Source organism: Dyadobacter sp. NIV53 (genome assembly GCF_019711195.1).
In the GTDB taxonomy this organism is placed as follows: domain Bacteria; phylum Bacteroidota; class Bacteroidia; order Cytophagales; family Spirosomataceae; genus Dyadobacter.
This window is the reverse complement of sequence record NZ_CP081299.1, coordinates 7010650-7033067: the sequence shown is the minus strand read 5'-3', so window position 1 is coordinate 7033067 and position 22418 is coordinate 7010650. Positions and strand designations below refer to the sequence as shown.

The window sequence follows — 22418 nt, the reverse complement described above, 5'->3', positions numbered from 1 at the left end:
GATACTACAAATTTATCAATAATAATCTCTGTCTAAACTAAACTCTTTACTTAATTTTGCCAGAGAACAAACGCCAAACCTTACAAATGATCATTTTTTTTGACGACCGTCCCTTCAAAATTGTAAGGACCAACCAGCTTTCTATGGCTGAAACGGCACATTTTGACAATATTGTGGATCTAAGACTAGCTAAACTTCAAAAAAGTTTATTAACAGGTCATGTCCTTTTTCTTAATGCAACTGCTGCTACGGCTCTACAGGCAATTACTTTTCTGGAAAAAGAAATGCCGGGTGACCTGCTTTCATTAACTATGGCAACACGTGAAAAAGCGGAGGTTGAAGAAAAAATAAAAAGTAATTTTAAAGTAATTAAGGCTGCTGGTGGTGTAGTAATCAAAGATGGAAAATGGCTTTTTATGTATCGCCGTAAAAAATGGGACCTGCCAAAAGGAAAGCTTGACAAAGGGGAAAACTCCAAAGACGCGGCTGTACGTGAGATTAAGGAAGAAACCGGTGTGGATGCTGTGATACATGACCGGATTTGTACTACCTGGCACACTTACAGCATTAATAATAACAGGATTCTGAAACGTACTAAATGGTATGTCTTAGATTGCGTCGATGATTCTAAAATGAGCCCGCAGGCCGAAGAACAAATTGAAAAACTAAGCTGGCTCACACAGGCAGAAGGAAAAGCAATTCTCGTTAATTCTTTCAGTTCAATCCGTTACGTGGTCGACAGCCTGAAAAAAATGCAGAACGTACAGGAATTATAATTTCAAATATTACTTTGAAATGAAAAAAGTATACAATGCTGCGTTCAGACTGCATTGTATACTTTTCTGATAAGTTCTAACTTAAACTTCCCTGTTCAGCTTATTTAACTCAGAAAGCGAATAAGGCAAAAAATCGTCTACATCCTGTCCATAACGGTGAAGATCCCGGATAATGCTTGAACTGATCGGGGCTAGTGCAGGTGATGTAATCAAAAAGACGGTTTCAATTTCTGCATATATGTAACGGTTTACCTGTGAAATTCCGTTTTCATACTCAAAATCCGTTGTATTTCTTAAACCTCTTAGTAAAAACTTAGCCCCTATTTCCCGGGCTGTATGCGCTGTAAGATCGTCGTAGGTAATAACTTTTACATTGGTTTCATCCTCAAAAGTCCTTTCTATTAATTCTTTCATTACTTCCAGAGGGAAATAACGTTTTTTAGTAGCATTATTACCAATTCCAATAACCACTTCGTCAAAAAGCCTTAATCCACGTATGATAATATCTTCATGTCCTTTAGTAAAAGGATCAAAAGATCCCGGAAATAGTGCTACACGCTTCATAAAAACTAAAATTTAATAATATAAAAATCCCGTTAGCCCGGGAATTGTACTAGCAGCTTGATTCTTCAGGACGATACCAGATAAGTATTAAACAGGCCAAAATACCTGTGGCCCGGAATATCACTGCATTGTGCGTTATATTTCAATGTAGTCGGCCCTTTTCCGATTTCCAGATTTGGAAAAAACTTTGACAACTCCAGATACAAATTTGAGGTAACTGTAACTTCTCCGTAAGCCAGCACTTTCATTTCTTCCGGAAGAAAATTAAGCTGATTTAATGTAAACAGGATAATATATACAAGCTCCTGCGGCTGCGAAAATCTAAATCTGTTGCACAATATCAGCTGCTGGCCTTCACTAACAATTAACGTAAAATAATCTTTTTCAAAATAAGCAGACGCTATTCTTATTTCCTGGTGTTCTGCATGGCTTACAAGCGCTCCGATAATAAGAGGACTTGTAAGATGGTAAAATGAGATATTGGAAGATTTGAAATGGTTGATCATCCAGTCGTACCAAAGAACAGGAATACTAAACACATTGTGAGCGTGTACGATAGGTACTTCATGATAAAGTACACGTTCATCATTGGGTATAGCAGTACCTAAGGTAAATTCAAGATAATCCTGAATTGAATCCTTATTAAAAATTAACTTGGGAATCAAACTGAATGCATGTGAATTAATAGCGATCCTGACATTTTTCCAATGATTGGAAGACCATAATAAATGCCCGGTGAAGATTTTTTTAATCTTTCAAATACATCATTTTTATTTAAAACCCGCTGGAAGCCATAGTCTTCCAACCAGATACACTCCATATTTTCGTCCTTAATGATACAAAACCGTATGCGCCTTTCATCTACTTCGATGCAAAGCGTACAAAACGGAATGGTATCCGAGTCAAATGAACTATCTCCTACCAGCAGAGTAGGAATGACTTCAATTGCCTGATTATCAGAATTTGTCACAAGAAAAATTATACGATTAATAAAAAATTTTACAGTTGATTAAATAAAAAGCTCAGATAAATCCTTTTAATTTAAAAATATCATCAAAGGAGTTTATTGACTTAAACAGGCTGTGCACAAATATATCAGGAAGTGCTCTAATTTCTTCTATACTTAGAAATCTGACTTCTTTAATTATTTGCTCACGGGTAGAAAACTCCGGGTCAGTTCCTGTAATTAGTTTGCCGGTTGCAGAAGTTATCAAAAAAAACAGCTCAATAGCGTGCAAGGGTGGCTGGATAAACTCATTCATGAAAAGCAATTCACCAATTTCAACCTCTAATCCCGTCTCTTCTTTGAATTCTCTTTTAATGCATCAGCAGCTGTTTCACCAAATTCAATTCCACCACCAGGCGGATACCAAAAACTGATCTCAGGCCCATTTAATGCATGGCCCGCAAGCAGCATTTTATCATTCTCGAAATATATTCCGCATGCACGTACACGCACACGGTTTTCGTATATAATTTTTGATTCTGATAATGATAGATCCAATTCCTAAGTATTAAGTGCAAAGACAACCTTACCGGTGAATTTGGTAAGAATTATGCCCGTCAAAAATATTGAAAATAATTTGACGGGCATAAAAAACCAGTGAATGGAGCGGAAATATTAATTTTCCCTAATAAGGATTGCCGGAGATATAGCTTTCAAGAGATTGGATATGATCTTTTTGTTCTCTTATAATTGCAGATACAATATCATTAATTGAAATGATCCCAACTAAGGTACCGTTCTGATTTACAGGTAAATGCCGGATATGTTTATCAGACATTATTTGCATACATTCCTCAATTTTCTGATCTGTTTCAACTGTAATTACACGACTCGTCATGACATCCCGGATCAGTGTATCCCTTGAGGCTCTTCCCTGAAGAATTACCTTTCGGGCATAATCACGTTCTGAGAATATACCAATCAACTTGTCGTTTTCAAGTACCAGAACAGCACCGATATTTTTTTCGGCCATTAGTTCCAATGCCTCAAAAACAGTATTATCCTGAGTTATAGAATACAGGGCATTTACAGGCTTGTTGCCCATCACTTGAAATACTAGCATATAAAGTTCAGGTTAGTGAGAATATGGAAACAGAAACACGAAACTAATATATGGAATTAGTATGTAAAAATCCAATTAAATCCATGTATATTTTTGTAACTGTCGCCCGACTTTGATTTTAATTTTCCTTGTCTTAGATTCGTTACCATGGAAAAAAACCAAACTTTGCCTTCACAGCAAATGATTAAGCAATTCCCTTTTAAACCGACGGAAGGACAACTTCGCTTTTTCAAACAAACGAATGATTTTCTGTTAGAGGAAAAGGGACTGGAACGTTATCGCGATTGCTTTTTATTAAAGGGATATGCAGGAACGGGTAAAACCACCATTATAAGTACATTAATTAAGGTAATTAAGAATTACGGTTACAAATCCATCTTGTTGGCGCCAACAGGACGTGCGGCAAAAGTTATGTCGAACTATGCGGATAAAATCGCTCTAACCATTCACAAAAAAATATACAAACAAACATCCGATTCGTTCTCTGGAAGCCTTACTTTTCAGCGGCAGAAAAACTACCATGACAATACATTGTTTATTGTGGATGAGGCATCTATGATTACTGACGATGCGGATTTTGGAAATAAAAGTTTGCTGGCTGATCTTATTGACTTTGTCTTTGAAAATCCGGGGAATAAACTAATGCTGGTTGGTGATGTAGCGCAGCTTCCGCCGGTCGGGCAGGAACTTAGCCCGGCCCTCGACAGAGACTATCTGGAAAAAAACTTCTATATGTCTGTCTTTCAGGAAGAACTGAAAGAAGTAATGCGGCAGGATGAATTGTCGGGAATATTATATAACGCAACTGAACTCCGGAATCAGTTGAAGGAAGAGAAGCCGGACATTAAAATTATGACCAAATCTTTCAGGGATATGTTTCGCATGACTGGCGACAGACTGGAAGAGGGATTACGTTATGCTTATGACAAATTTGGGCAGGAAAATGTAATCATATTAACACGTTCCAATAAATCCGCTGTTCAGTATAATGAATACATTCGACGGATGATCAACTTTTCAGAAGAGGAACTGGACGCCGGCGATCGCTTGATGGTGGTTAGAAACAATTATAATGTATTGGAAGAGGACTCTCCGGCAGGATTTATTGCAAACGGGGACTTTGTCGAACTTCTGAAAATTCGTAATACACAGGAAATTCATGGTTTCCGGTTTGCGGATGTCGTATTACGCCTATCTGATTATGACAAACAACCGGAATTTGATGCAAAAATTATTCTGGACACTCTACATTCCTTCTCTCCCTCCATGTCGTCAGAAGATAACCGTAAATTGTATGATAGTGTTGTTCAGGATTATTTTGATATCAAATCGAAAAAAGACCGAATGGAAGCATTAAGGAAAGATCCTTTTCTGAACGCATTGCAGGTCAAATTTGCTTATGCGCTTACTACACACAAATCACAAGGTGGCCAATGGAGTGCTGTATTCGTAGATCAGGGTTACTTACCTGAGGAGCAGGTTAATAACGAGTTCATAAGATGGTTATATACAGCCATTACCAGGGCAACTGATGAAGTATTTTTGATGAATTTTCATCAGTATTTTTTCAAATAATATCTTTCACGTTTTGTACTTTAACATTAATTACCCTGATTTTTAGATATTTAAGCACGAATCATTCAACTTAAATTGCGGCAGCACGCCTTAATCTGTCATTAATAGCAAGGCCAAGTCCGTAATCCGGTGCTCTTTCTGCCCATATTTCTTCAATGGGTAAGGAATCTAACTCACGCAAAAAAGCAAATAAATGATGAGCTGCTTCTTTCAAATCACCCGTTTTACTTAATATCCGCTGATATTCGTAATTTTTGATCTGAATGTTTTGATCAAATAACAAACAGCCAATTCCATCAGGAGCCTGAGCGAGTTCTTCTTTTGTTTTTAAAAAAATGGCTTTCTGGGAGCATAATGGCTTTTTAACATTCCCGGAGCTTGCGGATTGGAAGAAGAATGAGGTAATACATTTACTTTACCTACTATATTTTCAATTTCATCTATGGCCAAACCTCCAAGCCTGTATACTGTTGGAATATCGTTTACAAATCCAACAATTGTAGATTCTATTCCGACACCACACTCTCCCCCATCCAGTATATAAGGAATTTTTTCACCCAATTGTGCATTTACATGCTCCGATTTCGTTGGACTGATATAACCAAAAGGATTTGCGCTTGGTGCAGCTAAGGGAAATTCAAGCTGTCGAAGCAATTCCAATGTCAATGGATGATTGGGAATACGTACTGCTACATGGTCCAGCCCAGAAGTCACCAGATCAGGAATAATGCTCTTCTTAGGCAGAAGTAATGTAAGAGGGCCTGGCCAAAATGCAATTGCCAGATTGCGGGCACTTGCCGGCAAGTCCGTAACATAGTTCTTTAATTTATCCAGTGAATCAGTATGAATGATCAATGGATCAAAAGACGGCCGGTTTTTAACTTCAAAAATGGATAATACAGATTTCTCATCCAAAGCATTTCCAGCTAAACCATATACAGTCTCGGTAGGAATTGCTACCAATTGTCCTTTTAAAAGAAATTGTTTCGCAAGTTGAACGTCGTTATCGATTATAGCCAAAATACTATTTTAATTAAAATACAAATTTATGGAAAAACCTGTTTATGTACGTTATACTGTGCTTAATAAGTAAATTTGAACGGACGGTATTTATAATTATTTAACGATTTGTTAATAATTTACAAATTAAGAAATAACAATAGATTTAACGGCAGCAGTTAATGACAACCCATTTAGATTCGTTTTAAATAACTTTGATATTTGGATATTTATCTGACTGCTAATAGATCTGTGTTTATATTTAATGATTAAATAGTAATTTAAAAAACTAACCCTTATGTTTCAAATCAAAGAACAACCTGCTGTTTTTGATGTCTGTATTATTGGCTCAGGAGCGGGAGGTGGAATGGCAGCATATCAGCTTGCAAAAGCCGGCGCAAAAGTAGCGTTGCTGGAAGCAGGTGGATATTTTGACCCTGCCGATCCTAAATATATTACACAATTGAAATGGCCATGGGAATCGCCACGCAGAGGTGCGAGTAATCGTCGCCCATTTGGTGATTTTGATGCTGCATGGGGAGGCTGGGATCTTGAAGGTGAGCCCTATACACATAAAAACGGAACTCAATTCGACTGGTTCAGATCACGTATGCTTGGTGGACGTACAAACCACTGGGGCAGGATTTCCCTTCGTTTTGGCCCAAAAGATTTTAAGCGTAAAAGTATAGATGGCCTGGGTGATGACTGGCCAATTGGGTATGATGATGTGAAGCCTTACTATGATCAGGTAGATAAACTGATCGGTGTTTTTGGTACAATAGAAAACATGGACAATGAGCCGGACGGTATCTTCCTTCCTCCTCCAAAGCCTCGCCTACACGAACTGCTTCTTCAAAAAGCTGGTAAAAAGGCCAATATCCCTGTAATCCCGTCGCGGCTTTCCATATTAACCAAGCCTATTAACGATCAGCGCGGGGTTTGTTTCTATTGCAGCCAGTGCAGCCGTTCATGCCAGGCTTATGCGGATTTTTCTTCATCCTCTGTATTGGTAATTCCGGCTGTAAAGACAGGCAATGTTACCCTGATCAATAATGCAATGGCCAGGGAAGTATTGACAGATCCTAACACCGGACTTGCAACCGGCGTATCGTATGTGGATCGCAACAAGCTTACAGAACATACAATTAAAGCCAAAGTGGTGGTACTTGCTGCCAGCGCAGGAGAATCAGCACGTTTATTATTAAACTCTAAATCCGCAAGACATCCCAACGGACTGGGTAATTCAAGTGGAATAGTTGGAAAATATCTGCACGATTCAACCGGTGCTTCAAGAGGAGCTTTTTTACCACATTTAATGGATAGAAAGCGTTATAATGAAGACGGTGTCGGTGGAATGCACGTGTATACACCTTGGTGGCTGGATAACAAAAAACTTGATTTTCCTCGTGGTTACCATATTGAATATGGTGGTGGAATGGGTATGCCAAGTTATGGTTTTGGTTCAGGCATAGAAAGAATGAATGGTAAATACCCAACCGCTAACGGCACAATGAAACAGGCGGGTGGCTATGGAGCATCATTAAAAGAAGATTACCGTCGTTTTTACGGAGCTTATGTTGGTATGGCCGGCAGAGGTGAAGCAGTTCCAAGTATTGAAAATTATTGTGAAATTGATCCGAACGTAGTTGACAAATTCGGTATTCCGGTTTTGCGATTTAATTATAAATGGACTGATTACGAAATTAAGCAGGCCAAGCACATGCATGATACTTTTGAAGAAGTAATTCATTCATTAGGAGGTGTTGCCAGCGGCACCAAGCCAGGTGCAGATACTAATTATGGCATTGAAGCTCCTGGCCGTATCATTCATGAAGTAGGTACTGTACGTATGGGTGATGATCCAAAAACTTCTGTTCTGAATAAATTCTCACAAGCACACGATGCAAAAAATGTGTTTGTAGTGGATGGCGGCTCTTTTGTTTCACAGGCAGATAAAAACCCAACATGGACAATACTTGCTTTATCGTGGAGAGCATCTGATTATATTATTGATCAGGTAAAACAGAAAAATATTTAATCATTGAACCGTTCTTTCAAATCATATTATTATGAAGCGTAGAGATTCATTAAAAGCCTTAACGTTAAGTTCTCTCGGATTTGCTGCCATGAACCCTCAGGTAGCACTTGCTGAACAAAGGGAGATTGACGCGCAAAATCCACCCGAAACTCCAATAAAAATCCCGGGCGGAAGACAAAAAGAAGAAGCGATCCGTGACGCACAACTGATGAAGGAGAAGTTCCTGACCGTTGCCGAGCTGGCTACTATCAAAGTCCTTTGCGATATCATTATTCCTGCTGACGATAAATCGGGAAGTGCGTCTGACGCTGGTGTTCCCCAATTTATAGAGTTTATTGTTAAAGATATGCCACAACACCAAACACCCATTCGTGGTGGTTTGAAGTGGCTCGACCTTGAATCAAATAAACGTTTCAGCAAAATATTTACACTTTGTACAAAAGCACAGCAGTTACAAATTGTAGATGATATTGCATATCCAGAAAAAGCAAAACCAATGTATAGCCAGGGAGTTGCATTTTTTAATCAGATGCGTAATCTTACAGCATCCGGTTTTTACACAACCAGAATCGGTATTGATGACATCGGATATGTAGGAAATACTCCTAATGTGTGGGAAGGCCCGCCCGCTGAAGTAATCAAACAATATGAGAAGTATATCATTTAAATTTTAGCTTCATCATAAAAAAACACCGTCAGTTTCAAAAAACTGACGGTGTTTTTTTATGATGACAATTATATATTAATACAATTTTTGACGTTGCGCTTTTACCGTCTCGTCTTTCAGGAACTCATCATAACTCATCAATTTATCCACCATTCCTTTTGGCCCGATTTCAATAATCCTGTTTGCAATAGTATGAACGAACTGGTGATCATGGGAATAAAATATAAGACATCCCGGGAATTCAATTAATCCATTATTCAGAGCTGTAATTGATTCAAGATCAAGGTGATTGGTAGGATCATCCAGTATTAGTGCATTCGCGCTGGAAAGCATCGTTCTTGACAACATACAGCGCACCTTTTCTCCTCCGGAAAGCACCTTTGCTTTTTTGAGTGCTTCTTCTCCTGAGAAAAGCATTCTTCCCAGGAATCCACGTATAAAACTTTCATCCTTTTCCTCAGAATACTGACGCAGCCAGTCAACCAGGTTAAGATCAACATCAAAAAATGATGTTGGATCCTTGGTAAAATATGATTTTGTGATTGTTACGCCCCAGTTGTAAGTTCCTTTATCAGCTTTCTGCTCTTCATTAATAATGTCGAAAAACGTACTGATAGCATTTACGTTACGGCTTACAAAAGCAATTTTATCACCCTTATTTATATTGAAGCTCAGATTATTGAACAGGATAGTTCCATCATCCGCTTTCTTTGAGAGTCCTTCCACTCTTAAAAGCTGATCTCCAACTTCTCTCTCTGATTTAAAAGCAATGTATGGGTATTTCCGCGATGAAGGTTTTATATCTTCAATAGTAAGCTTTTCCAACAATTTCTGACGCGAAGTCGCCTGCTTGGATTTAGACGCATTGGCACTAAACCGGCGTATAAATTCTTCAAGTTCCTTGCGTTTTTCGTCTGATTTCTTGTTAGAATCCTGGCGTTGTTTCATTGCCAACTGGCTCGACTGATACCAGAACGAATAATTTCCGGTAAACATCTGCACTTTGCTAAAATCAATATCGACAACATGCGTACAAACTTCGTCAAGAAAATGCCTGTCGTGAGAAACAACAATAACGGTATTCTTAAAATCCGCCAGGAAGTTTTCAAGCCAGAGAACCGTCTCAACATCCAGGTTATTGGTTGGCTCATCCAGAAGCAATACATCGGGATTACCAAATAAGGTTTGAGCAAGAAGTACACGTACTTTGTCACTACCATTAAGATCTCCCATAATGGCAGAATGTAATTCTTCACCTAGGCCAAGTCCGTTTAATAATTGTGCAGCCTCAGTTTCAGCTTCCCACCCATTCAAATCTGCAAACTCTGCTTCTAAATTGGCCGCCTTCTCTCCATCTTCATCAGTAAAGTCTTCTTTTTCATAGATGGCTTCCCGCTCTTTCATGATTTTATAGAGACGATCATGTCCTAAAATCACGGTATCCATTACTGTATAAGCATCAAATTCAAACTGGTCCTGTTTCAGAAATGTCATCCTTTCTCCTGGATTCATACTTACCAAGCCTGTTTGAGGCTCAATTTCACCCGAAAGTATTTTTAAGAATGTTGATTTTCCTGCACCATTTGCACCTATCACCCCGTAGCAGTTACCCGGAACAAATTTTATATTTACCTCGTCAAACAAAACTCTTTTACCGTACCTCAGCGATACGTTCTGAACCGTAATCATACTTAAAATATGTATTTTTTATGAATGAAGCCGCAAAATTACGAAATTAAGAGGAATTTCGTATAGATTATTCCTCCTTCCATTGCATTTAATAAATGAACACCAAACTTATCTTTTCAATCTTCTTTATAATCATTTCTCTAACGGAAATCATCGCAGATCTAAGTGGCAACAAAATATTGATATATCTTACCAAACCGCTTATTATGGTATCTGTTATCATTTATTCTTTTCAGACCAAAACTCAAAGAAAAGTACGAGGATTACTCTTCTTTAACGCTGGACTATTCTTCGCACTGTTTGGAGATATTTTTTTAATGATTCAGGAAGAGGATTTATTTATTCCGGGACTGGCGTCTTTTCTAAGCATGCAAATACTTTATGCTTATGCATTTTACCTGGATAACCCACTAAAATTAACTTCAAAGTTTGCTTATATCCGATTGGCCCCTTTCCTTCTTTTCGCTATTACTTTCTATATTATATTACAACCCTATCTAACTGGAATTGTTATTAAAATTGCGGTTGCAATTTATGCATTGGGTATAGCTTCAATGGCCTGGATGTCTTTTCTTAGAAAAAATAAGGTTTCAAACGGATCATTTTTGATGGTTGTTAACGGAGCCATTTTATTCCTGATTTCTGATTCTGTCATTGCGGTGGATAAATTCATCACGGCGATACCCCTAAACACAGTTTGGGTAATGAGTACATATTGTTTTGCTCAATATTTAATCGCTATTGGCTATTTAAAAACGAAACAGACAGGTTCGCACCCGTCTGTTTCGTTCTGAATATAAATCTATTTGTAAATCTGACAGATTGTTATGGTATGATACGAAGTGTATGTGCTCCTCTTCCTACACTTATTTTAGCACTCTGTTTCTTTAATGACGGTACATCTCCTTTTGTTACAGTCCAAAATTCAACGCCACCTGTTCCATTTCCATATTCGAGATATTCATAAACAGCAACTGCGAGGTTTGAACCATCCTTATCGAATACAACACTTTTAGGATTGATACCTTCAAAAGGATAATCAGCAACCTTGGTCAAAGCTCCATCAGCTCCAATTTTAAATAAGGTCAGAGAACTGCCAGCTCCTGCACTGGCTTCTGTCCAGGGTGATCCGCTTTTTCCTGCATTTACCGCAACAAGAAGGGTTCCGTCAGGACTGACGGCAAACGATCCCGGATTTAAACCTACCGGAATCTGGCTGGCTATTTTAGCTTCAGTTGATCCGTCCATAGAAAAATCTATCACATAAATTTCTCCTTCACCAGTAGCCTTTCCCTGTATGCCTTTTGCATCCAAAACAAAATAATGTTTACCATCAGCAGAAAACCTGCCAAAAGAAGGATCAGTTCCAACCTTAACAGGTTTACCAATCATCTCAACATTTTTAAGTTTTCCCGCTTCTCGAATCACCTTATAAATACCCACTTCCTTGGATTTATCCAATGTGAAAGCAATAAAGTCACCGGATGGATGCCAGGATAAATCAATAATTTTGTTTGTTGTATCCAAACCTGCGGGCAGATTTAAAAAACGTGCTGGTTTACCATCCGGAGCAGCATCTATAAACACAAGTTCTTTACCAGTATCAGTTGTTGAAATAATTAATTCATTTTTGTTAATATCAATAGATGTTGGTTTTTTACCAACCGGAAAACCAAATTTCGCCTTGGGCACGGTCATATTTGCAATGTCTACCACATACAATTTTTCTCCAACTGGAAATTCAGACGCAGCATCTTTAAAATCAACCACTCCATCATCCGGCCTAAGCCTGCTTTCAAGTACATAAGCCAATCCGCCCGTTGCAGGAACGGCAAGTGTTTTGGAATACCCAAGAACTGAATTAGAAACAAGAGCTGTTCCAAATCCTTTACTTCCCCTTTCCACAGGAAACTTAATCGTGGTTAATACATCCTTGGCAGTATTGTCTCTGAGTAATTTTCCATCGACCAATGCTGATGCTGATAAATCTGCATCCGAAATTACTACAAGGCCTTTTGCATTGAAATTAATAGATGACTGGGCAAATGCTGATGCAGATCCCATTGTTATCAAACCGGCCAACAAAAAGACTTTTTTCATAAATATTTTTAATTAAACGCTGAATTAAAGTATTACCGTTCACCAAAAGAAACCTTGTAAATACCCGAAACGGATTACAAGGTTTCTCTTTTATAACGCAATATAATGTAAAAAACAGATAACGATCAAGCTATAAATTGATTTTTCAGGATCAGGTTTTTGATTAAAATCTTACTCTATCAATTCTAAACAGCTATCTTATCTATAAATCTATTGAAATTATTTATTCAATATGTTAAGTACGTCACTAATGGTAACATAGTTAACAAAATATTTTGTTTCCAATAAATAAGAAACCCCGATAGTAAAAACTAACGGGGCGGAGTATCTTAAAAGAAAAAAAACTTATGCTGCTACCGATAATGTATTAACCAATTTGGCCAATTTTGATTTTTGGTTAGAAGCTTTTTTCTTATGGATAATATTTTTCTTAGCTAAACGATCCAACATAGAAGAAACAGTTTTGTATACTTCTACAGCCAAAGCCTTATCAGTCGTTTCACGCAATTTTTTGATGTATGAACGTGTAGTCTTGTGTTGGTAACGATTACGCAAACGCTTTGTTTCGTTGGCACGAATTCTCTTTAATGCAGATTTATGATTTGCCATTTTTTATTATAATATTTTTTATTTCTCAATCGGTCTGCAAAAATAGCGATATCATGCCGAAATGCCAAATTTACATGAAGATATATTTACAAAAAACCCAAATTCCTATTTAGCCATACGCTGGACATCAGACGATAAATATTCTTCCAGGCGGTTTTGAAGCTCAGAAATCGGTATATTACTATGCAGCTCCCCTTCTACTGCTACGGAAATTCTACCGGTTTGCTCAGAAATCACAATTACCACGGCATCAGTCGCTTCACTCATGCCCATGGCTGCCCGGTGACGAAAGCCAAGCGAAGATGGCACGTCTACCCCATCGGCTACCGGAAGTACGCAACGGGCAGCTTTTATCCTCCCGTCTACAATTACTATCGCGCCATCATGCAATTCACTGTATTGATTAAAGAGAGAAACTAATAATGGTTTAGACACGCGTGCATCCAGCAATTCCCCTGTTTCTACATATTTGCTAAGATCATCACGTTTATTTACAACAATTAAAGCACCTGTGAAATTAGCGGCTATTGTCTTGCTTGCATCCACTACTTCCATCAAATTTTTCGCTTTGATGTCAAGGATTGAATTTCTTAATATCTTTTTTAAAAAACCATTATTGGTATGGATAGTAGATTTACCTATAATTAATAAGAACCTGCGGATTTCCTGTTGAAAAATAACAATTAATGCTACTGCTCCTACGCCCATGAAGTATTGTAAAATAGCTGTAAGCAGTCCAAGGCCTAATCCTTTTACAACGAGATAAAATACGTAAACAAATAAATAACCTAAAAAAACCCTGCTGGCAATGCTGCCGCGAACAAGTGTGTAAACCTGATATAGAAGCACTGAAACCAAAAAGACATCCAGGATATCTGCCCAATTGATATTTAAAAAACCTACACGCATAAGAAAACAAATATTATTTTGCGACTAAATTACTATTTTTAATTCATACGACCAGTAGCCATCCATAGTTTTACTGCTTCTACGGCTGGTTTTACATCATGAACCCTCAAAATCGAAGCGCCTTGCTCAAGTAACAAAGTATTCAGTACTGTTGTACCATTTAAAGCTTCCGCCGCACTGATACTCAATGTTTTGTAGATTGTTGCCTTTCGTGATATTCCGGCAAGTACCGGATAACCAAGCTGATCAAATTCAGACATATGCCTGATCAGTTCAAAGTTTTGAGCTGCTGTTTTAGAAAATCCATACCCGGGGTCAATAATTAAATCGGCAACCCCTTTTGAGCGCAGTACCTCGATTTTCAGCTTTAATGCTTTAATTACATCCGGAATCAGCTGGTCATAGTGTGTCAGTTCATTCATTGTTGCTGGCGTACCGCGCATATGCATCAGAATATATGGCACTCCAAGCTTAGCAACCAGATCAAACATTTCAACATCCAGGTCACCTCCGGAGACGTCGTTAATAATTTGCGCACCTTTTTCAACTGCTTTTCTTGCAACTGCCGACCGAAATGTATCAATAGAAATGAATAGTTCCGGGAAAAATTTATTTAACGGCTCAATAATAGATTCAATCCGCTCTATTTCCTCCGTAACCGTCACCTCAGCAGCTCCCGGACGGGTTGAATATCCTCCAATGTCGATCAGTGAAGCCCCATCCTCCTGCATCCACCCAACTCTCTCAATTACAGCCTCTCGTGATTCCATCCGGCTTTCTTTGTAAAAAGAATCAGGAGTAATATTTACAATACCCATTACAAGTGGGGTCGACAGATCGATCAGTTGCCCCCTGACATTAATCGTTTTTTTATTAACTTGCGCCATATAAAATTTATAAATGAACCGGTTGCGTGCAGCTGTCAGCATACACTTATGGTGCATTTTGTTTTAAATAATGATCAATTACCAGGCTTAACATATAATAAAACTTTGAAATCGACCGAAGCGGAATATCAGGAAATCATTCAGTATTGCCAAGATCTTTTTGCAAAAAAGAACAAAGATTACGGAACTTCCTGGCGAATCCTGAGAATTCCTTCCATCACTGATCAAATCTTCATTAAAGCACAGAGAATCCGTACTATTCAGGAAAAAGGAATTCAAAAAGTCAATGACGATATTTCATCAGAGTTTATAGGAATTATTAATTACTGCGTCATGGCTTTGATCCAGATCGCTTTGGGGGAATCGAAAAATGACATTAATTCGTCAGAACTAACTACTTTATATAATACGCAGGTAAGTGAGGTACAAGAACTCCTTTTTAATAAAAACCACGATTATGGTGAAGCCTGGCGGGATATGCGTGTGAGCTCCATGACTGATATTATTCTAATGAAGCTTTTAAGAATAAAGCAAATTGAAGATAATCAAGGATATACAATAGTATCGGAAGGTGTAAAAGCTGGCTATCAGGACATCATTAACTATTCTGTTTTTTGCCTTATTAAGTCTAACGCTTTACAGACTAACTAATTCCTGCTAAAAACACAACAAATATTGGGTTAAACTAATAAATTGAAATGAAAATTCCTGCGCAGATTTCCCGTGTCATAGTTGGATTACTATTTATTTTCTCTGGACTGATCAAACTGAATGATCCGCTTGGTACGCAATATAAACTTGAAGAATATTTTGAAGTATTTGCTGAGGACCTGCCCCGTTTTCATGATTTTTTCATGTCGCTTGTTCCTTTAGCTCTTTACTTTTCTGTATTTCTTTGTACAGCCGAAGTTGTTTTAGGAATTGCCCTGCTGGTTGCTTACAAGCCAAGAACAACCTCATGGCTTCTGCTGTTTATCATTGTCTTTTTTACATTTTTGACTTTTTATTCAGCCTATTTCAATAAAGTAACGGATTGCGGTTGTTTTGGTGCTGCCATCAAATTGACTCCATGGACTTCATTTAGCAAAGACCTGCTTTTGCTTATCCTGATACTCATCATAGTATATTACAGAAAAAAATTCAGGCCTCTGGCTACTGGTATCGTAGTCATTATATCTACAATAGCTTCACTCGGAATTGCAGTTTATGCATTACGCCACTTGCCACTTTTTGATTTGCTTCCTTACCGCGTGGGTGCCAATATTCCAGCCCAACTGAAACCATCCGAACCACTACGCTATCAGTATGTTTTTGAAAAAGGTGGAAAGACATACGAATTTGAGAAATATCCCAGCGATACTACACTTGTATTTAAGGATATGATAGTATTGAATGAAGAAGCAAAACCCAAAATTACAGATTACAAGGTTTGGAATGATGAAGGTGATTTCACTGAAAATACTTTTAAGGGAAATAAATTATTTCTGATAATTAAAAACTTTACGGATATCAATACAGCGGCCTTGCCGGATATCAGTAAGCTGATCAATAATGTAAAAGGAAAAGGAGTAGAACCAATTATTCTTACCTCAGGAGATAGCGGCGAAATTGTAAATTTCCTTAAACAGCATCAATTTACTGTGCCATTTTACTTTGTGGATGCAACGGTGCTGAAAACAATTTCAAGATCGAATCCTGGTCTATGGCTTTTAAAAGATGGTACGGTAAAAGGCAAATGGCATTACAATGATACGCCAACTGCCGACGAAGTAGTAAGACTGGTCAAATAATGAAAAATATTATTTTAATAGGAATGATGTCTTCCGGGAAATCGACATTAGGAAAGAAGCTTTCAAGATCATTAGGTTACAGATTTGTCGATTTGGACAAGTTGATTGAAAAAGATCAGGGATGTGATATCAGCACTATATTTTCCCAAAAGGGGGAAACATATTTCAGAGAAGTCGAAAGCAGGATCTTAAAAGAAATAGCACCGGAAAGTAATGTCGTTTTGGCTTCGGGAGGTGGAACGCCTTGTTTTTATGATAATATGGATTTCATTAAAAATCTGGGAATCAGCATTTTTCTTGATGTTTCAGCAACTGACCTGGCTAAAAGAATAGAAAATCATGGAAAAGACGACAGGCCGGTTTTATCAGGAGCAGCTTCCTTAGAAAATGCATTAAAGCTAAAAATTATTGAAAGACTGCCTTATTATTCACAGGCAGATCTTATTATAAAAGGAGAAATTGATGTAGGTAATATTTTAGAAGCGCTAACTGTACTGTTGTAAAAAAGCCGGAACTCAAAAATGGGTTCCGGTTTTTTATAACAGTATTTTTTTTAAAAGAATGTTCCTACGGTCAGCATAACATTAAAAGTACGATTTGATATATCAACAGAAGAATAATCCTGTGCATTGTTAAGCACATATGGAGTGTAAGCTGATTTAAAAGTAGAAACGGTTCCTGATACATCTGCAAAAAAACGATCATTCCGGACACCCGCTCCTGCTGAAAAAAGTAATTTACTTCTATTAATTCCATCATTTAAATCTTTGTAAGGGTCTGAAAGATAAGCAAGTCCAAGCCTTCCACGAAATAATCCTGCCCTGTATTCTCCACCTACACGTGCATTTATACCACTTTTATAAGTATCCTTTATTTCAATTTTGCTTGATTCATTAAAATCCTTATTCTCGTTTGCAACAGTGCTGTATTTGGTACGCGCTCGCATTCCTGAATATCCGACATACTCTAATGAGCCGGTAATAAATCCTTTATCGGTAAAAAAGTATGTAACTCCTGCTGATCCTCTTAATGGGCTAATGATTGAATATTTAAAATCCCGTGGAACCAAGGCCACAAAATTGCCAGTTGGACCTATATCTCTTCCCTGGTCATCATTAAGCGATCCTGGAATATAATCAGTAGTGAGGTTTTGATTAAACGTTTCATTAATTCTCATAAAAGTTGGAGTAGTAAGAGAACCGCCAAATTGGATAATCGGCGAAACCTTATAAATAATACCCAGAGTCGCATTAATACCATTTCCGGTTACAGTAAGATCCTCTCCCTTTATAGATGAACGAAAAACCGTTGGATTCGTATAAATATCCTATAGAGTGTGGAAATAAGAATATTTGATTCTATTAAAACCAACAGATCCACCAATGTATAGTTTATCATCATAATTTCCTGCATATGTAAATGTCCATTGCGTATTAGCACCTTTCGATTCAAATTCACCTGTTTGATCTGTTGGATTATTTCTGTCATCGCGTGCGTATGGAGGACCATATCCTTCTGTGGTAGAAACAAACTTAGTTGGGTAAATCATTTTCTGATAATAGTAGGCATGATCCAGATACTGTATGCTTTGATTATTATCAGCATACTCGTCTTCGTAATCCTTATCTTTCCAGCCCACGGCGTCGGCATCTTCTACTACTTTGTCCACGTAAGCACTTTTATTATTCAATCCGGAGTAGCTGAATCTGTTTTGAAAAGATTGCTGACGGGAAAAGGAAATTCCCAGTGAAGAACGTTTCCACTTCCTTTGGAATCCTGGTTTGCTGGAAATTACTAATGAGGCATTGGACAAATTAAAATTCGACTTTCCATCAGTGGTGAGTCTGTCAATATATCTGCTGTCTGTATTGATATTGGCAACTGCCGGACTAATTGAAAACTCCGAACGATTATAAAATCCCAAACCTGCCGGGTTACCGCTTATAGTACTTGCATCCCCTCCCAATGCTGCATGGTTACCGCCTAATCCCTGAAAACGGGCTGTACCCGTTTGATTGATCTCTGAATACCGGAAGGCATCACCTGCATACTGTGCAACGACCGGAACAGAAATAAATATACTCAATATAAAACCGGCATAAACTCCTGATTTTGTCATGTTCAATTTAAAATTACTAATAAATTACGTCTTCAATTTAAACGAAAACCCTGCAAAATTATGACATTTTGCAGGGTTAAATAAATCTTATATTTCTTACTTATAACTTTCAGATACAATTATCTCGGACCTCTTGACGAAGAACGTCCACCGCCACCTCCACCACCAGATGGCGCACTCGGTGCACTGTAACTTCTGGATGGTGCGCTATAACTTGGGCTTGGTGCACTGTAACTCCTTGAAGGAGCGCTGTAAGATTCACTGCTTCTGCCAGGAGCAGAATAAGAACTGCTGCTGCGCGACGGCGTACTGTAATTAGACTGACTTCTTGAAGGAGCACTGTATGATGATGACGGCGAACTATAAGATGGAGCACTGTATGAGCTGCTGTTTCTTGTAGAACGTGATGAATTACCTGAACTCAGACCATCAGTAGAATAGTTACTTGACGATGACGAACGAGGGCGTGCATAATAAACATCATTTCCTTCACCTGCGCTTCTTGAATAACTACGGGCACCAGTCGATTCAGTACTGGTTCTTCCTCCTGTATATGAATTACTACTACGTTCTGATCTTGAAGATCTTGGCGAGCTGTAAGTATCGCTTCCATTGTATGCAGATCTCCTTGATCCGCGATCAGAACCTGTTGAGTTGGAACGGGAATTTACAAATCCTGAATTGTAACGGTCAGTATTTCTTGCACTGCCACTCGTTCCGCGCGGTCCATAAGTACGGGTTAAACCCTGTCTTTCATAATTGTTGTTCACAATTACAACGGGATAACTGTAAGCCCATGGATTATATCCGTAGCCTCCAAAACCACCATAATAACTATCATATAAACCGTAGCCATACATGCTGCTGCCATAGCCATACATACTTCCAAATCCGCCATATCCGAATGGACTATATCCAAATGGGCTGTATCCAAAAGGACTATAACCCATCATACTGCCATAACCGAAAGGTGAATATCCTAACATAGATCCCATTCCGAATCCAAGACCTAGATATGAACGCATACCAAACATGCTTCCAAAACCTATATTGACTGAACTTCCAGGCCAGTAAGAGCCCAAACCGCTATTGTAATTGTTGGAGTATCTGGTAGTTGCCTGGCTGTAACCGTCTGCAAAGCCAGCATTGTAACCTACACTGTTTGAGGATAGCTGACGCTGAACACCGCGTGATGAAAGATATGTATCATCATAATAATCGCTCGTTCCGGCATTGGGATCCTGGGTACTTGTATAATCCGGATTGTCCGTGCGGGAATATTCCTGGTTTCCATTCTGATCTCTGATTACTACTCCAGAATTTGGGTTTCCACCATAGAGGTCATCATAGCCACTGCCAGAATATTGACTCTTTGTACATCCCCAAGCTCCCAGCAGCACTAATAAAGACAAATATTTTGCTCCATTCATCATTTTCATGGCTTTAAAGGGTTAAAATTTGATCTATAATGAACATATAAATTTCGTTCCATTAATACGAATTAAACATCATTGCAGTTACATTAATTCCAAAGTTAACATAAAAAACTATCTTTGCAACTTCTAAAAAAAGACTGTATTACGCATCGTTATACTCCTTTTCATTTACAAAATAATCCTAAGAATGAGTAAAGCCTTACCAACCCGAAGTGAAAACTACTCCGAATGGTACAATGAACTAGTAAAAAGAGCCGATTTGGCTGAAAACTCGGCAGTTAGAGGCTGTATGGTAATAAAACCCTATGGTTATTCTATCTGGGAAAAAATGCAGCGGGCGCTGGATGATATGTTTAAGGAAACTGGTCATTCCAATGCTTATTTTCCTTTATTCATCCCAAAATCTTATCTGAGTAAAGAAGCCTCACATGTGGAAGGCTTCGCAAAAGAGTGTGCAGTTGTTACGCACTACAGATTGAAAAACGATCCGGATGGTAAAGGAGTCATTGTAGATCCGGATGCGAAACTGGAAGAAGAACTTATTGTTCGCCCTACATCCGAGACGGTAATTTGGAGTACATATAAAAACTGGATACAATCCTACCGGGATCTTCCTTTGCTGATTAACCAATGGGCAAATGTAGTTCGTTGGGAAATGCGCACCCGCTTATTTTTACGTACTACTGAATTCTTATGGCAGGAAGGCCATACTGCACATTCTACCTCTGGAGAAGCGATTGCAGAAACGGAGCAAATGCTGAACATCTACGCGCAGTTTGCGGAAGAATGGATGGCATTACCCGTTTTGAAAGGTATCAAATCTGCAAATGAGAGATTTGCCGGAGCCGTGGAAACCTATTGTATAGAAGCTCTGATGCAGGACGGTAAGGCATTACAAACAGGAACATCTCATTTTCTCGGACAAAATTTTGCAACTGCATTTGATGTAAAATTTCAGGACAAAGACGGTAAGCTCGAATATGTGTGGGGAACCTCATGGGGTGTAAGCACACGTTTAATGGGTGCGTTGATCATGGCACATTCGGATGACAGCGGATTGGTTTTACCGCCCAAGCTGGCTCCTATCCAGGTTGTGATAGTTCCGATATACAAAAATGAAGAACAGCTTGCCCAGATTTCTGAAAAAGCTGATGAGATAAAAAAGCAACTGAAAAAACTTGGTGTAAGTGTTAAATTCGATAATAATGATGCTTACAAACCAGGCTACAAATTCGCGGAGTACGAATTAAAAGGTGTACCGGTTCGCCTTGCAATGGGTGCTCGTGACCTGGAAAATGGCACGGTTGAAGTTGCACGTCGTGATACCAAAACCAAGGAAACAGTTTCCCTGGAAGGAATCGCCTTGTATATTACTGACCTGCTTGATAATATTCAGGAATCAATCTACAACAAGGCACTGGCGTTCCGTGAAGAAAACACATTTCGTGTTGATACATTTGAAGAATTTAATAGTGTACTGGATTCAAAAGGCGGGTTTATCCTTGCTCATTGGGATGGTACACCAGAAACAGAAGAAAAGATTAAGGAAGAAACAAAAGCAACGATCAGATGCATTCCATTGAACGCAGAAGAGGAAAGCGGTGTTTGCATTTATTCTGGTAAACCATCTTTCAGAAGAGTTGTTTTTGCAAGAGCATATTAATCATCAAAGTATTGGTATAATTAGTTTACCAGAGTACTTATTAACTCATTTTTAACCAATTAAGATATTACTGAAATGAAACAAGCACAAGCAGGAGATAACGTAAAAGTTCATTATAAAGGAACTCTTCCTGACGGACAACTTTTTGACTCTTCAGAAGGACGTGAGCCTTTGGTTTTCCAACTGGGAAGCGGACAAGTTATTAAAGGATTTGATGACGGAGTTACCGGAATGGTGATTGGAGATAAAAAAACGATTAATATTCCAAACGAAGATGCTTACGGGCCTATTAATGAAGACATGATCATTAATTTCGAACGCGCTCAGATCCCTGCTGAAATTCCATTGGAAATTGGCGGCACTTTAAATATGCATCAGGATGGAAACGGACAAGTAATTCCTGTTGTAATTAAAGAGGTAACCGAAGAATTTGTACTTCTGGATGCAAATCATCCTCTGGCAGGTCAGGATTTGATTTTTGAACTGGAATTGGTAGGAATCGACTAAACATTTCTGAAGTCTATCTTT

The 22418-nt window shown here is 38.4% G+C and carries 22 protein-coding genes and 2 pseudogenes; 10 read left to right on the top strand and 14 right to left on the bottom strand.

The annotated features are described in order from the left end of the window. The first annotated feature begins 86 nt into the window (after positions 1-86). The gene (locus KZC02_RS28940; RefSeq protein WP_221391847.1) at positions 87-776 is read left to right on the top strand and encodes an NUDIX hydrolase; all 690 of its coding nucleotides are present in this window, start codon (positions 87-89) and stop codon (positions 774-776) included. Between the two features lie 81 nt (positions 777-857). Here the strand turns inward: KZC02_RS28940 and coaD are convergent, their stop codons facing one another. From coaD to KZC02_RS28920, 5 genes and pseudogenes are all read right to left on the bottom strand, one after another. Next, complete coding sequence (gene coaD, locus KZC02_RS28935) at positions 858-1340, bottom strand: pantetheine-phosphate adenylyltransferase (protein WP_221391846.1); 483 nt, start codon at positions 1338-1340, stop codon at positions 858-860. A gap of 65 nt (positions 1341-1405) precedes the next feature. Then, a pseudogene (locus KZC02_RS28930) lies at positions 1406-2310 on the bottom strand (DUF3822 family protein). A 52-nt stretch (positions 2311-2362) separates the two neighbouring features. Then, positions 2363-2611 carry a hypothetical protein gene (locus tag KZC02_RS33190; protein ID WP_310590386.1) on the bottom strand — a complete coding sequence of 83 codons (249 nt, stop codon included), beginning with the start codon at positions 2609-2611 and terminating at the stop codon, positions 2363-2365. A 17-nt stretch (positions 2612-2628) separates the two neighbouring features. Continuing rightward, entirely contained in the window at positions 2629-2844 is a 216-nt protein-coding gene (locus KZC02_RS33185) for a hypothetical protein (protein ID WP_310590385.1), read from the bottom strand. A gap of 127 nt (positions 2845-2971) precedes the next feature. Beyond that, positions 2972-3391, bottom strand: a complete 420-nt coding sequence (locus KZC02_RS28920) for a CBS domain-containing protein (RefSeq protein ID WP_409014274.1) — start codon at positions 3389-3391, stop codon at positions 2972-2974. 165 nt (positions 3392-3556) lie between these two features. Here KZC02_RS28920 and KZC02_RS28915 point away from each other — a divergent pair, with 165 nt between their 5' ends. Next, the gene (locus KZC02_RS28915; protein WP_221391844.1) at positions 3557-4984 is read left to right on the top strand and encodes an ATP-dependent RecD-like DNA helicase; all 1428 of its coding nucleotides are present in this window, start codon (positions 3557-3559) and stop codon (positions 4982-4984) included. A gap of 70 nt (positions 4985-5054) precedes the next feature. On the opposite strand, the pseudogene KZC02_RS28910 reads toward KZC02_RS28915, so the two are convergent. Beyond that, positions 5055-6004: pseudogene (locus KZC02_RS28910) on the bottom strand (L-threonylcarbamoyladenylate synthase). 277 nt (positions 6005-6281) lie between these two features. Here KZC02_RS28910 and KZC02_RS28905 point away from each other — a divergent pair. Beyond that, positions 6282-8021 carry a GMC family oxidoreductase gene (locus KZC02_RS28905; RefSeq protein ID WP_221391843.1) on the top strand — a complete coding sequence of 580 codons (1740 nt, stop codon included), beginning with the start codon at positions 6282-6284 and terminating at the stop codon, positions 8019-8021. Between the two features lie 31 nt (positions 8022-8052). Then, a complete protein-coding gene (locus KZC02_RS28900; RefSeq protein ID WP_221391842.1) occupies positions 8053-8688 on the top strand; it encodes a gluconate 2-dehydrogenase subunit 3 family protein in 636 nt (211 codons plus the stop codon). A 75-nt stretch (positions 8689-8763) separates the two neighbouring features. On the opposite strand, the gene KZC02_RS28895 is transcribed toward KZC02_RS28900, so the two are convergent. Then, positions 8764-10377: an ABC-F family ATP-binding cassette domain-containing protein gene (locus tag KZC02_RS28895; RefSeq protein ID WP_221391841.1), complete on the bottom strand. Its 1614-nt coding sequence runs from the start codon at positions 10375-10377 to the stop codon at positions 8764-8766. A gap of 95 nt (positions 10378-10472) precedes the next feature. Here KZC02_RS28895 and KZC02_RS28890 point away from each other — a divergent pair, with 95 nt between their 5' ends. After that, a complete protein-coding gene (locus tag KZC02_RS28890) occupies positions 10473-11171 on the top strand; it encodes a lysoplasmalogenase (RefSeq protein WP_255637098.1) in 699 nt (232 codons plus the stop codon). 31 nt (positions 11172-11202) lie between these two features. Here the strand turns inward: KZC02_RS28890 and KZC02_RS28885 are convergent, their stop codons facing one another. From KZC02_RS28885 to folP, 4 genes are all read right to left on the bottom strand, one after another. Further along, positions 11203-12477 carry a beta-propeller fold lactonase family protein gene (locus KZC02_RS28885; protein ID WP_221391839.1) on the bottom strand — a complete coding sequence of 425 codons (1275 nt, stop codon included), beginning with the start codon at positions 12475-12477 and terminating at the stop codon, positions 11203-11205. Between the two features lie 345 nt (positions 12478-12822). After that, on the bottom strand, positions 12823-13086 hold the full coding sequence (gene rpsT / locus KZC02_RS28880; RefSeq protein WP_221391838.1) for a 30S ribosomal protein S20: 264 nt from the start codon (positions 13084-13086) through the stop codon (positions 12823-12825). Positions 13087-13191: 105 nt separating this feature from the next. Next, positions 13192-13995: a diadenylate cyclase CdaA gene (cdaA, locus tag KZC02_RS28875; protein WP_221391837.1), complete on the bottom strand. Its 804-nt coding sequence runs from the start codon at positions 13993-13995 to the stop codon at positions 13192-13194. A gap of 38 nt (positions 13996-14033) precedes the next feature. Next, the gene (folP, locus tag KZC02_RS28870) at positions 14034-14939 is read right to left on the bottom strand and encodes a dihydropteroate synthase (RefSeq protein WP_310590382.1); all 906 of its coding nucleotides are present in this window, start codon (positions 14937-14939) and stop codon (positions 14034-14036) included. A 48-nt stretch (positions 14940-14987) separates the two neighbouring features. Here folP and KZC02_RS28865 point away from each other — a divergent pair, with 48 nt between their 5' ends. Genes KZC02_RS28865 through KZC02_RS28855 form a run of 3 tightly spaced genes read left to right on the top strand, consistent with a single transcriptional unit; the run spans position 14988 to position 17175 of the window. Then, positions 14988-15533, top strand: coding sequence for a DUF1599 domain-containing protein (locus tag KZC02_RS28865; RefSeq protein WP_221391836.1), 546 nt, complete (start codon positions 14988-14990; stop codon positions 15531-15533). A 47-nt stretch (positions 15534-15580) separates the two neighbouring features. Next, positions 15581-16672 (top strand): BT_3928 family protein, encoded by a 1092-nt coding sequence (locus KZC02_RS28860; RefSeq protein WP_221391835.1) that lies wholly within the window; start codon positions 15581-15583, stop codon positions 16670-16672. Next, positions 16672-17175 carry a shikimate kinase gene (locus tag KZC02_RS28855; protein WP_221391834.1) on the top strand — a complete coding sequence of 168 codons (504 nt, stop codon included), beginning with the start codon at positions 16672-16674 and terminating at the stop codon, positions 17173-17175. The genes KZC02_RS28860 and KZC02_RS28855 overlap by 1 nt, the downstream gene beginning before the upstream one ends. Positions 17176-17225: 50 nt before the next feature. On the opposite strand, the gene KZC02_RS28850 is transcribed toward KZC02_RS28855, so the two are convergent. The 3 genes from KZC02_RS28850 to KZC02_RS32760 form a co-directional block, all read right to left on the bottom strand. Then, positions 17226-17849 (bottom strand): hypothetical protein, encoded by a 624-nt coding sequence (locus tag KZC02_RS28850; protein WP_221391833.1) that lies wholly within the window; start codon positions 17847-17849, stop codon positions 17226-17228. A 150-nt stretch (positions 17850-17999) separates the two neighbouring features. Beyond that, positions 18000-18791 (bottom strand): hypothetical protein, encoded by a 792-nt coding sequence (locus KZC02_RS28845; protein ID WP_221391832.1) that lies wholly within the window; start codon positions 18789-18791, stop codon positions 18000-18002. Between the two features lie 119 nt (positions 18792-18910). Next, positions 18911-20230, bottom strand: a complete 1320-nt coding sequence (locus tag KZC02_RS32760) for a hypothetical protein (RefSeq protein WP_221391831.1) — start codon at positions 20228-20230, stop codon at positions 18911-18913. Between the two features lie 184 nt (positions 20231-20414). Here KZC02_RS32760 and proS point away from each other — a divergent pair, with 184 nt between their 5' ends. Then, positions 20415-21890: a proline--tRNA ligase gene (gene proS / locus KZC02_RS28835; RefSeq protein ID WP_221391830.1), complete on the top strand. Its 1476-nt coding sequence runs from the start codon at positions 20415-20417 to the stop codon at positions 21888-21890. 75 nt (positions 21891-21965) lie between these two features. Then, on the top strand, positions 21966-22397 hold the full coding sequence (locus tag KZC02_RS28830) for a peptidylprolyl isomerase (protein WP_221391829.1): 432 nt from the start codon (positions 21966-21968) through the stop codon (positions 22395-22397). Positions 22398-22418 lie beyond the last annotated feature (21 nt).